The following is a 13582-nucleotide window of genomic DNA, read 5'->3' on the forward strand; positions in this document are numbered from 1 at the left end:
GACAGGGCTGCGGCTATCGCATCTTATTTTTGTACATGCTGGCGAGGTGAGGATTTCAGCAATCGAGTCCGGTTTTTAATCAATTGATGAAATCCTTACTGGATAAGGGTTTTGGAATTTAGATGGGGTTTGCCTCTGAAAGCGTCATAAACTGACGTTTTGTGTAAGTTTGATCGAACAGTTCAAAGATAAATATCTTCTCCTTGCTCTGTGAAGCGAACATCTTTAATATTCAACTGAGAGTTAGCAGTAAGAGTTTTACGCAAACTACCGAAAAGGGCAAATTGCTCACAAGTGGAGAGGGAGACAAACTGCCGCTGGGAATCTGGTGATAGGCGCAAATCGACGGTAGCCACACCAGTATTGGCATTGACCTTCACGCGGTATCCCGATACATTAAAGTCACTGGAGTTACCAGTCTCTAAAACTTTTCCTATAACTGTATTTACTGGATTTCCTACTGGTACAGCTACCTGTTCAGATACCAGAGACTGACACTGACTGTCAGCCCGATAGACATTAAGAATTACTCCGTTAGCTCGATTGCTATTATTATTACCTTGGCTGACTGTAGCCTTAAGCGCGACCTTACCAACCTTGGTTCCTGGTTGAGTTTCTTCCGTAGGTACAGTAATCTTAGGTAGAGTAGTATTAGAGGGTGCTACACCAGTGGTAGAGCTAGCCTCGGTGGCTGGTTCAGCAGATAGATTCGCTACAGGAGTTTTCTGGGAACCAGGATTGTTATCACTCACCAAACCATAGCTACTGAAACCAACGACAATTGCTCCAATCGCAACAGGAGCTAGATAGTGTTGAAAACTTTTCATTTGGCTTCGCTCAAAACAATGCTTCTAGCTGTTGTCTAAAGCAACAGTTACATCAATCAATATTCAAGGTAGAGCGTGGTTGATCAGGATAAAACAGTTAAAAAATAGAAACTAGAAAATAAAAATTGAAATCATTTTCACGCTTATATCCCAATTCTGGGGCATTAGGGCTATACATCAATTTAATCTGGCCATCTCCCGACACTGCCAACACTCTCGACACTCGTGACACTCCCGAGCTCCCCATCTGTATCTATAGTCCTACTTTGAAGAATTGGTATTAACTATGGGGGAGGTTAGTAAACAGCTAGAGAAAATGTCGCAGAGTCTACCAAAAACTCTGATTATTTGTTAAACTTAAATTACGGTAACACCGACAGGGATTATTATGTAACTTAAATTAAAGCCGAAAACCAAGGGTTTAGTAGTTGCGCTCTCTATCCCGGTGTTAGACTTTTTTGACATTTTTATGGCGCTCGCGGGATATTCCGTCAGAGAAGCGCGGAGATACCCCCTGGATGCTATTGCATCTGGCATTGGCGAGCCATAATTTGCCTTTGGTAGGTTTTGGTAGCTAAAAAGTATCGGTTAAACCCAGCTATCCTGTTGTAATAGCCTTGCTATCGTGACATACTCCTACACTGAGTCTTAGAGTTCAGTGTAGGCTTCTTGCCAACTCCACCCAACGGTTAGGATACAAGGCCGTAGGCCACGCGGGGCGCGTTCGGCAAGCTTTATTAACGACACGGGATGCCCCGACCCACCGGAACAATACAACTCGTTCTATTTTTTAGGCACGCAGGTGGCGGTTAGCTCTTAATTTGTTTTCCCTGCTATCTTCATTATAGATGAAAATAAAAAAACAAAGTTCCGCCTCCGCCATTCATCCCACGCCCACCTTTGGTACGGATATGGGGCATAAGCGCGGATCAAGCTAAAAGAAGTTCCCCTAATAGGACATCCCCGATTCAATCAACCATGACTAAACAACCAGCCCGAATCTGCATTCTCGGTGGAGGCTTTGGGGGTCTCTATACAGCCCTACGCTTAAGCCAGCTGCCTTGGGAAAAGCCCCAACAACCAGAAATTGTCTTGGTTGATCAAAATGATCGGTTCTTATTCTCACCGCTGTTGTATGAACTGATCACCAGCGAACTACAAACCTGGGAAATTGCTCCACCCTATGAAGAACTGTTAGCAAACACAGGTGTACGGTTTACTCAGGCAGCGGTAGCAGGCATTGATGTAGAACAGCAGCAGGTACAGTTAGAGACTGGATCGGAATTTCAGTATGATCGCCTGGTGTTAGCCCTAGGTGGAGAAACCCCTCTAGAGCAGTTGCCTGGGGTGGCTGAGTATGCTATCCCGTTCCGAACTATTACTGATGCCTATCACCTGGAAGAACGCTTACGGATTTTGGAAGAATCCGATACAGATAAAATCCGGATCGCTATAGTTGGTGCAGGTTACTCTGGTGTGGAACTAGCTTGCCATCTAGCCGAACGGTTGGGAGAGCGCGGAAGGTTGCGGTTGATTGAACTCGGTGATGTGATTTTAAGAACATCAACGGACTTTAACCGAGAAGCAGCACGCAAAGCTTTGAATGAACAGAAAGTCTGGATTGATTTGGAAACCAGTGTTGAGTCCATTGGACCTGACACCATTTCTCTGTTGTATAAAGGACAGGTGGATACTATTCCCGTAGATTTGGTGCTGTGGACAGTAGGAACAAGAGTGACACCAGTTGTGCGATCGCTTCCGCTCAAACAAAACCACCGTGGTCAGCTGACTACCACCCACAGGTTACAAGCGGTTGACCATCCCGAAATTTTTGCCCTAGGTGATCTAGCCGATTGCCGAGATGCTGATAATCAACCAGTTCCCAATACAGCTCAATCCGCTTTTCAGCAAGCCGATTATGTGGGTTGGAATGTCTGGGCTTCTTTAACTGGGCGTCCCCTGCTGCCCTTCCGTTACCAGCAGTTGGGAGAGATGATGACTTTGGGGAAAGACAATGCAACTCTGAGTGGTTTAGGTCTGAAGCTGGATGGTCCTTTAGCCCACATAGTACGCCGACTTGCCTATCTTTATCGGATGCCAACTATAGAGCACCAACTGAAAGTGGGCATGAACTGGATTACTCGACCATTAACTGATATTCTGTCTGGAACATAAAGGCATATAGCAGTCCTAAATGATTCGTGAAATATATTGGCCAAAGCAATTGCTATAACCCTTTACCAGCAACGATTCCAGATTTTTATCATTTTACAAATGATTTAGGATTGCTATAGATACAGGAAAATGGAAAATTGAAATTAAATGAACAATTAACCATTAACAATTAACCATTAACCATGGAAAAACCGCGAGTAATTTTTCTAGATGCTGTCGGTACCCTATTTGGTGTTCAAGGGAGTGTAGGGGAAGTTTATAGTGCGATCGCTAATCAATTTGGGGTTACAGTACCTGCTTCAGCTTTGGACAAAGCCTTTGTCAAAGCCTTCGCCTCAGCAGAACCAGCGGTTTTTCCAGAAACAGATCCTGAAGAAATTCCCCAGCGAGAATTTGAATGGTGGTGGGTGATTGCCTCCCGCACCTTTGAACAAGTTGGTGTACTTGACCAGTTCACCGATTTCATTGATTTTTTTGACGAACTGTATGGCCACTTTGCCACTGCTCAACCTTGGTTCATTTATCCCGATGTTATCCCAGCGCTGAAAGCATGGCAGCATATTGGTATTGAGTTGGGTGTCGTCTCAAATTTTGATTCCCGTCTCCATCTTGTCTTAAAAGCCCTAAAATTAGAAGAATTTTTCTCCTCCATCACAATTTCTACCCAAACTGGCTTTGCCAAGCCTGATCCACAGATTTTTGCTGCTGCTTTACAAAAACATCACTGTACTGCTCAGGAGGCTTTTCATATTGGTGATAGTTTTCAAGAAGACTATCAGGGCGCTCAGGCAGCTCGGTTGAGAGCATTTTTGATCAAGCGCAAACCAATCACTTAACCATTACGCGATGCTCCTAGGTCGCCGCTACGCGAACGCATCTATTGGTTGCCACACCAGTGTCTGCTTGATAGCCGCTGCTCTGGTATAATTTGACTATTTCTTTGAGGAGACTGGCTGCTAACTGTGAATTCTTGGTTCTGGGTAAAGGCTAACCAGCAACTCACTTTCTTTAACTGCTAACTCATCCAACCGCTGATCTACTAGTACTCGCTCAAAATAGGTATCAGCCAGTACCCAGTAAACACCATAGTGACGAGCCTCAGATGCCATCAAGCTATGATAAAATTTTGCTAAAGATGGATCACAACAGTGAGTTGCTAGTAATCCCAAACGTTCGTGAGAACGAGCCTCGATCAGTCCAGCAACTAGTAAAGAATCCAACAACCGTTCTGGTTCGTTTCGGCGAATCTGAGCTTTCAATCCAGCTCCATAGGGTGGTGAAGAAAGGGGACCTAAGGGAATGCTACGTCTTTCTAGCCACTGGTTAACTTGCTCGAAGTGTTCTAGTTCCTCACGGGCAATGACCGTCAGTTGACGCACCAGTTTACTGTAGGATGGGTAGCGAAACATTAAATTCAGTGCTACTCCAGCCGCTTTACGTTCACAATGGGAATGGTCGAGTAAAATAACATCAAGGTTTGCAAGGGCTTGCTCGATCCAAGCCTGGCTAGTAGGGTGTTTCAGGGTATTAATCAAAGGCAGAGCAGAAGAAGACACGGTTTTTGTTCAAATCAAACAAATCAAAGTAGTTGGCTTGTTCATTGCAAACAGGCTTTGGGATCGGTAGGCGATGCTATTAATTTTAACTGAATCGTGTCAATCCTCGTCTTGTTAAGGCGCAGGTGTAATCCCGTCAAAAACTGGGTTCAATACCCGCTTTTGTAGCAACAAGTTGGGTCGTAAACCCCGACTTAACCGTAGCAAATCCGGGTAGTTCATGATAAATTTACATAGACACTACACATAAATACTTATAAGACAAGTTAAACTAGCTACTTGAGCCTATTCCTCAAAACTATTACACTTAACGACTCTATTCAGGAATAGGAAATATCTTAAAAGGAAGACCACTCTCACAGAATCGGTGCATATATCTACAAATAGGTATGAGGCTAATGGTATTAGGTATTAGCTACAACAAAAGCAGTTGATAGCCTCTGTGCTTGAGGAGGGCTGCTTCATACGCTGGTCAGAACCCGCTTAGCCATTTAACCTAGAAATCTGATGCCTAAAGCCATTAACCTTAAATTTTATATGAAGGGATCTACCTGATATTTAACGAAATTAGATTTGGATAAGTAAAGTAATGACCCACCGTCGTATTGTTATCGGTGACGTTCATGGTCACTATAATCCTCTTATGACCTTATTGGATGCGATCGCACCCACTAGTGACGACACCGTTTATTTTCTCGGAGACTTGATTGATCGAGGACCGATGAGTGCTCAGGTTGTGGAATTTGTCAAGCAAAATGCTCACCCCTGTTTATTAGGTAATCATGAGCTGATGTTACTAGAAATTATCGGTAACAATTCAGTACCTAACTCAACACGACAAGCCTGGCTCTATAGTGGTGGTGAAACTACTATCAACAGCTATGGTGGAAAAGTCTGCCAAGATCACCTAGATTGGATCAAAACACTGCCAACCTACATTGATTTAGGAGATACCTGGCTAGTTCATGCCGGGGTTAATCCTCGCATGACCATTGAGGAGCAAACCGTTGAGCAATTTTGTTGGATTCGGGATGAATTTCACAGTATGCGTGAACCTTACTTTCTCGACAAGCTGATCATCACCGGTCACACCATGACTTTCACCTTACCAGGAGTGGCTCCCGGTACAATAGCCCAAGGTTGTGGTTGGCTAGATATAGACACTGGTGCTTATCATCCCAAAAGTGGTTGGATGACAGGTCTAGACATTACCAATAATCTTGTTTATCAAGTTAACGTCTTTCGGGGTTATGTTCGCCAATTCCCCTTGGAAGAAGCCGTGACCAAGATAGAACCTAGTAAAATATGCCGACGTCAAGTGTTGATTACCTCCTGACGGTTCTAGAGGTTAACAAAAAAACTATTGGGCAAGCTTGCGGCTCTTGAGCTAGCTGTGCTGATCTGAGCACTCGCCCTCTACGACCTGTTGTCCTTTTGAGGGCAGCTTTTTTCTGGTTGCGGACTGCACGAGTTTTGTTTTTGTAAGCCCGATTGTTTAATCCATCACCAACATAGGCACGATTTGAATCGATAGACTGCTCCAAGGAATCAATTCGGTCTGCTGTTGACGGATGAGTACTCAAAAACCCTGGAATAAAGCCTCTTTGCTTGAGTAGTTTTTTCATAAAGTCTACTGATCCTATCGGAGCATAGCCTGCTTGTTTTAAGTTCTTGATACCTAGTTCATCCGCTTGAAATTCATGCTGACGACTGTTGGGACGACGTAGTGCTAATTCCACGCCCAGATTAACCATCGTGTTGCTATCAACTCCAGCCGCTTCTGCTAAACCTCTAGCGATCGCGGCTTGCTTAATTTGCTGGATACTATGACGACCTACGATATGACCAATCTCATGAGCCATTACACTTGCCAGTTGAGCTTCATTGTCTGCTGCTGCGATTAAACCCGTGTTAATATAAACAAATCCTCCCATGGTAGCGAAGGCATTAATATTACCATCATCGACCACCTGGAATGTATAGTTAATGTTTGGACGTTCGCTCCTTTTAGCTAGTCGCTGACCAATTTGATCAACATAGCGATTAATTTCCCGATTGCGATAGAGCTTAAATTGCTTTCCAACAAGTTGCTGATTAATTTGCTGACCAATTTGGACTTCCTGTTGATCAGACATATTAGATAACTGGATAATCTGAATACCACGCAATAGCAGCTCTAACCAAGGAACCCCTTGGGCGATCTGGGCTGTTCCCACCACCAGACTCAGGGATAGAAGCATGCTGATTAACGGATATAACAAATGACGTCGATAACGGGAGTAAATCGATAATATATTGCTGAACATAGCAAAATTATGAATTATTAAATCGAAAAGAGATTATTTTAGCTATTATCCCTTTTTCCACTGGAAAAAGGGTTTGCAGCCATGGCTTGCTGTAGAGGAGCCTTGTCTTTAACATCATAAGTCAACTCTCTACTAGGAGTTGTCTGCCATAATTACTGACCAGTAGCATTCCTCGTTATGGTTGAACCCCAAATAGGGTAATATGTTCCACAGACGAACCTGGTGTTTGTTATTCTCACTCACCAGTTATGGATAACTCTAATTATAGGTATTAGGTAGATCAAAAGCAGTTAACAGCCGATATCCTTTAATAGGAGCCCTTCATAACTAGGTTATAAACCCCTTAGCCATTCAACCTAGAGCCAGGGAACCTTAAGGAGTTATCTTTACACTATACAATTTTCACAAAAACAGAGAAGATAATAAACGAGAGTTAGCCACCTAATTTATTGGGTGGCCAGCGAACGCGCCCCGCGTGGCCAAAGGCCAGCGCCCCGGGATTTATCCCGGCTACCGTGTTAGAATAGAAGGACGAGTAAGAACAAGGTTGGTTACGTTGATTTTTTGCGCTTTTCGGTGAGATTCCGACCAGTAAGAGACGGGGTTAATCCTACTCCTCAAGGAACAGGTAAGTAACGCAGCAAAAAGTAGTGACTTATTGCCCTAATTTGTTTGGTACAACCACTCCGAAAGTTTTTTTAAATCAAAAGTAAATCCACAGGTTAACTTTTTTGTTAATCCGTTCGCGTAGCGTGGCCTACGGCCAGGGAGGTAGGGCATCTTTGAGTGTGCCGCAACGATACAGGTAGGTTCTCCTAGTCGGTATCGTAAGCGTCGTGGAGAGGCGCGACCCAAGGCGAATCAGATTCGCCATTGGAAAGCGCGCCAAGCGCGGTTTTAATCCGCGTAACGACATCAACTTAGAATCCCCGTCTTTTCAAAGCGGGGAGAACTCAAACCTAAGCAAGTTTATGGCTATTGTAGATTCTAAAGGACGTTTGTTTGGCAAGGTGAGCATTATCGACTTCGGTGCTGCCTTGGTGATTTTGTTGGTAGTTGTAGGAATCTTCTTCTTTCCTGGTGAGTCTGGTTCCGTTGCCCAACTCAATAGCACCAAACCAGTAGAAGTAGATGTTATTGTCCGGGGGTTAAGCTTGCTTGAACCAGATGTGTTGGTCAATCAGTTGGAGGAGACCAAGAAGACTAATATTGTGATTCGTAAGCAACCCTATGGTCAGGTTGACGTCAAATCCGTCAAAATTCTGCGTAGAAGTGTCCTGGTGCCACAACCAGATGGCTCTATCAAAGAACTACCAGATCCCAGACCTAGCTTTTATGGAATTAATATGTTACTCACCTTAGGTGGTAAAGCAACAATCACCAAAGATGGAGTAGTCCTAGGCAATAGCAAGATTAAAATTGGTACCCCAGTAGAGTTAGAAGGTAGAGATTATAACTTCAACGCCAGTGTTATTAATGTCAGAGTAAATTGACACTCCTCTGCCTAAAGGCGAGAGGATTCTTGCTTCAATGGGATTCCAACGAATTTACCCTCAGCAAGCATCTTCACCGTATGCCCTACGGCTGTTAATCCTCTAATTGCCACTACCTGAGCTGCTGCTATATCTCTATTCGTTGTATAGCCACAGGCAGAGCAAATGTGAGTACGTTGTGAAAGCTCTTTCTTTCCCGTTTCTGTCAAACAATTAGGACAAATCTGGCTGGTTTTACGTGCATCTACTTTCTGGAAATACACCCCACGCTTAAAACAAGTTTGTGCCAATATCTTGAAAAATTGGCCAAACCCAGCATCTAAGCAGTGTTTCCCTAATATTCCACGGGATAGCCCCACCAGATTCAAATCTTCTACAAATATCATCCCTGCATGATCGCACAGATGATGGCAAAGCTTCCTGTGCCAATCTTTACGGCAATTGGCTACATACTCGTGTAGTTTTGCTACCTTTTTTTGTGCGCGCCTCCAATTCTTCGAGCCTATAGGTTTCCTGGAAACACGCTTTTGCAGCAATTTCAGCTTGCGTTCGGCATCACCCAGGAACCTCGGACGCTTGATTAAAAGACCGCTAGAAGTAGCAATAAAACTAGTTAATCCTACATCAATTCCTACTGCTTCACCATGGGGTATTGGTTGAGGTAAATCAACATTCCATTGAATGGTTAGCATGACGTACCAACCGGAAACCCGTTTAACTATACGAGCTTGCTTGATTTGAGCATCATTAGGAATTTCTCGTGACTGACGGAATTTTACCCAACCAATTACAGGCAATTTCACTAACCCATGTTCTAATCTTTTCCCTTTCATTTGAGGAAAAACAAAAGACCTCATTCTGCCTTTTTTCTTGAATCGGGGGAATCCAGCGTTACGCTCCCACATGTTGGTGAAAGCTGTTTCAACTCTTTTTAAAGTTTGCTGCAACACTTGAGATTGGATCTTTTTGAGTTCAAGGTTCTGTTTTTTGGCAGCCGTCAAAGATTTACACTGACTTGCATAGGTAGGACGCGGTGTGTCAGCGGGAATGATGTAGCAACTACGGAGGCGGCAAGAATTAATCTGACAACTACGAGATTTGTACCAATCCTTCCTTTCCGCTAAAGCGTAGTTGTATACCAAGCGAGTTATCTCAAGCCACTCATCAAAGATTTTTGATTGTTGTTTGGTAGGTTTGAGCTTGAACTCGTAGGTGAGATTAAACATTTGCTTTTCCTCCTTGCCTTCTATAATAGCCATTATATTATCTACCGTCAATACGAAAGATAACAAAACCCCGTTGTTCGCGTTCGCCTTTGGCGTGGCCTACGGCCAAGCGTCGCCTTTGGCGATAGTTACCGTAAGATAGTGGAGCCTTTAGAGTCGGCAGGCTATGCATAAAAGAGGTGCGACCCGTGGCGAATTTAATAATTAGATGCGGAAAGCGCACCTTTGGTTAAAACTTATTGATTAAGGCTCCACTATATAAGGTTTCTATCCAGCGAAGGACGGGGCTTTAAACCCAAAATTTTTGGGAATCACGAGTGATGGGGTGAATTGAACTAATCATTTATCCCATACACCCCACCATCGGGCAGCCGCAAGGGAGAGCTTTAGCTCATTTAGTATCAGCTTTTTCCACCGAAGCATCATTGATTCCCAGGGTAAGCCTTAGAGGTTTCCGGTAAGGATAGGCTCTAGCAACTTGCCGGTAAACGTCATAATTAGTAGGTAGTGTCACTGTCTGTGCCCCCTCTTGATAGGTGATATCGTATTTAACTGTACGCAACAGCTCTGGCTTGCTAGGCTTATGATGAAGTGGCTGACGCTGTTCTACCTCATCAATGGTTGGTTTTGGTGGGACAACTGGCCACCATAACCCCTTGTCATCAGGTCCTGTTACAGCACCTTCTGGTTTCTCACCATTGCGGTTGACTACGGACTTGGAAGCAAACTCCTCAACATCGGGATCTCTATCAGTTGTTGAATTAAGAGAATACTCAACTCGCCAGGTTAAGGTGGTTAGTGCTGTAGCTTCATACTCAGTAATAATCACAGTGTTACAACTGCTAAGCGCTACTGCTACACAAAAGCCGATCAACATCAAAATAATCTGGCGACGCCGCAAAATGCGATCAAGTAGGACATGGAAACTAGTCAAATTCACTCCACCCCATCCAAACTTACGACTAAATGCAATTTGCTCCCCTATACCCTATTCTGTACCAAATTCTCAAACCTGCCTTTCCCAATTGCCTGTGGTCAGGAGCAACGAATTCACCTGCGATCGCACTCACCTTCGATGATGGACCCCATCCACAGTACACTCCCAAGTTACTGCAAGTCTTAGACCGCTACCAAGTCAGAGCCAGTTTTTTCTGGTTGGGCGTTTGCGTACACCAAGCCCCCAGTGTCGCTAGAGAGGTTTACCAACAAGGTCACTGGTTAGGACTTCATGGATATTACCATCAGTCTTTTCCCTTTTTAAAACGGGATGCCCTTCAGCAGAGTTTGCTCCTTACCCAAGACGCGATCGCTCAAGCTTGTCAGATTCACCCAGACAAGGTAAAAGACGTTCGTCCCCCTAACGGATTATTTACACCCCGAACCTTGAATATACTGCACCAGTGGAACTATAGATCAGTAATGTGGAGTGTTGTTCCAGAAGACTGGAAACGTCCTGGTGTCAGTATAATCGTGGAGAGAGTCCTAAAGCAGGTTCAAAACGGTTCCCTGATCGTCCTACATGATGGTTATTATGGAGGACAAGATGTGGTTGAAACTACGGCTGAGTTAATTCCTCAGCTATTGAACCAAGGTTACAAATTTGTTAGCATTGACCAGCTATGGCAGGAAAATTAGTAGTTTTGTTAATTGAGTTAGGCTTTTCTGACTCACCGCACCGTAAACTCCTAGAAAAACTGCTTTGCTAGACGCTTCCGGTTTTCCATCTCATTACTCCTGTAGTGAACTACTTAATCCAATTACCTACTCTATATACTTCATATAGAGTATACTATCCATTTTAACGCTATATGTAGTGCTCAGCTAATCTGATAAATTTTCAAAAAAATGAGCAAACTGTAAAAATTAAAATTAGAAATTAAAATAATGATCAACCGAAAGCTCCATCGGACGAGGAGACTTGCTTCCCCTACGCAATGTTCCCATCGTCTTTCTCTAGATTATTTCCGATGCCCTGATTCACCATTCCCTTACGCAGGAATACCGAATTAGGAGCTGGTTAAATCAACTTACTTGGCAGTACTTTCACTTAGCGTGTTACTACATTGGCTAGGAAAATGTATTACAAAAGTAATACTAAATAATCATTACCTAGACCCATAGCTTGTCAATGGTTATCATACAGGACAAGTTAATTAACCTAGTGAAGTTCAACTGTCGGGTTTTATAGAACATTAGTACTAAACTAGTGACTATATTCTAGGCATAAAGGAAAGTGGGTACTTATTGCTACACTTTCTCAAAGCTTTTGACCAGATAAATAAGCTAAATTTTTCAGATAAACACTAGAGCAAAATTTTGTAAATAAGGCTACAATCAAAAAGTCTTCCCAAAATTCAGTATTAACACTTAAATGGATAGTAGATTCACTGCAAGTTAAGTCCAAGGAAATAGAGTCGATCTAATTCCTACGGCTGAAGCGATTCGACCCACCATAGGGTGCAACAAACAAGGTTCTCACTGACTAAGCCATCTTAAGTAGATCAACGGACATCATCTACTGGTCTGAAACTGAAGGAGCATGAGGAAAAAACATGACCCAGGCAAATGAATTACTCGCAACAATCGCTCAACCTCAGAGCGATTTAGAAGTCTTGATTGAGGATGACGTGAACCGAGATGATTTGGTGGACGCTCAACCTGACGAGGAAAATAGTAAGCCTGGTAAGGGGCGATCTAACCGTCGCCGAACCCAAAGCAAAAAGAAGCACTATACAGAAGATTCAATTCGCCTCTATTTGCAGGAAATTGGCAGGATTCGTCTACTCAGAGCTGATGAAGAAATTGAATTAGCCCGTAAAATTGCTGATTTGTTGGAATTAGAACGAGTGCGGGAGCGCTTGTCTGAGCAGTTAGAGCGGGAACCTGGAGATCGGGAATGGGCAACAGAGGTCGATATGGAGCTGCCAGCTTTCCGTTACCGCTTACACGTCGGTCGGCGGGCTAAGGAAAAAATGGTGCAGTCTAACCTCCGTTTGGTGGTTTCCATCGCCAAGAAATACATGAATCGAGGACTCTCATTCCAAGACTTGATTCAAGAAGGTTCTCTAGGTTTAATCCGGGCTGCGGAAAAATTTGACCACGAAAAAGGCTACAAGTTTTCTACCTATGCTACCTGGTGGATTCGTCAAGCTATTACTCGTGCTATTGCTGACCAGTCCCGGACTATCCGCTTACCCGTTCACCTTTATGAAACCATCTCGCGGATCAAGAAAACCACTAAACTTCTTTCTCAAGAAATGGGTCGCAAGCCCACAGAAGAGGAAATTGCAGATCGGATGGAAATGACCATCGAGAAGTTGCGATTCATTGCCAAATCAGCTCAACTTCCCATCTCCTTAGAAACGCCTATTGGTAAAGAAGAAGACTCCCGCTTGGGAGACTTTATTGAAGCCGATGGTGAAACCCCAGAAGATCAGGTTTCCAAAAATCTACTCCGGGAAGACCTAGAAAGTGTCCTTGATACCCTTAGTCCCCGGGAACGTGACGTACTGCGTCTACGCTATGGATTAGATGATGGACGGATGAAGACTTTGGAAGAAATCGGCCAAATCTTCAACGTCACGCGGGAACGGATTCGACAAATTGAAGCCAAAGCCCTTCGCAAACTACGCCATCCAAATCGCAATAGCATTCTCAAGGAATATATCCGATAGAAAACCCTGCTGCTTGATAGCAATCAGGGTTTTCTGTTATCGTTCAATTTACTTCGTGGGGAATAGGGAGTCAGTATGAAGTCTGGTTAATCACATATAATACGGTTGGTACCATGGATGTTAATTGTCAATTGACTCCTAACAATTGTTAATTTTCAATTTTCCATTGGCTATCAACCAAACATGATAAGTATTCAAACAGACATTATATCACATTCCTTACCCCAATTCCTACCCAGAAATTAGTTCCGGTGCGCTTTCCTATGGCGAATTAAATTACGGGGTCGCACCGTTTTCATATTTTAGCTGACATTCCGTAGAACAA

At 43.6% G+C, this 13582-nt stretch carries 13 protein-coding genes; 7 read left to right on the plus strand and 6 right to left on the minus strand.

Annotated elements, in window-relative coordinates; genetic code table 11:
- Positions 1–182: 182 nt before the first annotated feature.
- Entirely contained in the window at positions 183–827 is a 645-nt protein-coding gene (locus F6K64_RS09655; protein WP_008182005.1) for a hypothetical protein, read from the minus strand.
- Between the two features lie 125 nt (positions 828–952).
- Here F6K64_RS09655 and F6K64_RS09660 point away from each other — a divergent pair, with 125 nt between their 5' ends.
- The 3 genes from F6K64_RS09660 to F6K64_RS09670 all read left to right on the plus strand — a co-directional run bounded on the left by F6K64_RS09660 (position 953) and on the right by F6K64_RS09670 (position 3838).
- Positions 953–1111: a hypothetical protein gene (locus tag F6K64_RS09660; protein WP_154659740.1), complete on the plus strand. Its 159-nt coding sequence runs from the start codon at positions 953–955 to the stop codon at positions 1109–1111.
- Positions 1112–1805: 694 nt separating this feature from the next.
- Entirely contained in the window at positions 1806–3002 is a 1197-nt protein-coding gene (locus tag F6K64_RS09665; protein ID WP_008182007.1) for an NAD(P)/FAD-dependent oxidoreductase, read from the plus strand.
- Between the two features lie 182 nt (positions 3003–3184).
- The gene (locus F6K64_RS09670) at positions 3185–3838 is read left to right on the plus strand and encodes an HAD-IA family hydrolase (RefSeq protein ID WP_008182009.1); all 654 of its coding nucleotides are present in this window, start codon (positions 3185–3187) and stop codon (positions 3836–3838) included.
- A gap of 120 nt (positions 3839–3958) precedes the next feature.
- On the opposite strand, the gene F6K64_RS09675 is transcribed toward F6K64_RS09670, so the two are convergent.
- Entirely contained in the window at positions 3959–4558 is a 600-nt protein-coding gene (locus tag F6K64_RS09675; RefSeq protein ID WP_008182010.1) for a MiaE family protein, read from the minus strand.
- 589 nt (positions 4559–5147) lie between these two features.
- On the opposite strand from F6K64_RS09675, the gene F6K64_RS09680 reads away from it, so the two are divergent.
- On the plus strand, positions 5148–5894 hold the full coding sequence (locus F6K64_RS09680) for a metallophosphoesterase family protein (RefSeq protein WP_008182011.1): 747 nt from the start codon (positions 5148–5150) through the stop codon (positions 5892–5894).
- Here F6K64_RS09680 and F6K64_RS09685 read toward each other — a convergent pair.
- Complete coding sequence (locus tag F6K64_RS09685; RefSeq protein ID WP_081431826.1) at positions 5884–6864, minus strand: M48 family metallopeptidase; 981 nt, start codon at positions 6862–6864, stop codon at positions 5884–5886. The two genes, F6K64_RS09680 and F6K64_RS09685, sit on opposite strands and share 11 nt — an antisense overlap.
- Positions 6865–7835: 971 nt before the next feature.
- On the opposite strand from F6K64_RS09685, the gene F6K64_RS09690 reads away from it, so the two are divergent.
- Complete coding sequence (locus F6K64_RS09690; RefSeq protein WP_008182013.1) at positions 7836–8357, plus strand: DUF4330 domain-containing protein; 522 nt, start codon at positions 7836–7838, stop codon at positions 8355–8357.
- Positions 8358–8368: 11 nt separating this feature from the next.
- Here the strand turns inward: F6K64_RS09690 and F6K64_RS09695 are convergent, their stop codons facing one another.
- From F6K64_RS09695 to F6K64_RS09705, 3 genes are all read right to left on the minus strand, one after another.
- A complete protein-coding gene (locus F6K64_RS09695) occupies positions 8369–9583 on the minus strand; it encodes an RNA-guided endonuclease InsQ/TnpB family protein (RefSeq protein ID WP_287262837.1) in 1215 nt (404 codons plus the stop codon).
- 37 nt (positions 9584–9620) lie between these two features.
- Positions 9621–9806: a hypothetical protein gene (locus F6K64_RS09700; protein WP_131826851.1), complete on the minus strand. Its 186-nt coding sequence runs from the start codon at positions 9804–9806 to the stop codon at positions 9621–9623.
- Positions 9807–9974: 168 nt separating this feature from the next.
- Positions 9975–10523: a hypothetical protein gene (locus F6K64_RS09705; RefSeq protein WP_008182016.1), complete on the minus strand. Its 549-nt coding sequence runs from the start codon at positions 10521–10523 to the stop codon at positions 9975–9977.
- Between the two features lie 26 nt (positions 10524–10549).
- Between F6K64_RS09705 and F6K64_RS09710 the strand changes: the two genes are divergently transcribed.
- Together F6K64_RS09710 and rpoD are read left to right on the plus strand one after the other, a co-directional pair.
- A complete protein-coding gene (locus tag F6K64_RS09710) occupies positions 10550–11218 on the plus strand; it encodes a polysaccharide deacetylase family protein (RefSeq protein WP_287247572.1) in 669 nt (222 codons plus the stop codon).
- A gap of 917 nt (positions 11219–12135) precedes the next feature.
- On the plus strand, positions 12136–13257 hold the full coding sequence (gene rpoD / locus F6K64_RS09715; protein WP_008182019.1) for an RNA polymerase sigma factor RpoD: 1122 nt from the start codon (positions 12136–12138) through the stop codon (positions 13255–13257).
- Positions 13258–13582 lie beyond the last annotated feature (325 nt).

Origin of the sequence: Moorena sp. SIO3A2 (genome assembly GCF_010672265.1) — a bacterium.
Classification (GTDB): Bacteria; Cyanobacteriota; Cyanobacteriia; order Cyanobacteriales; family Coleofasciculaceae; genus Moorena; species Moorena producens.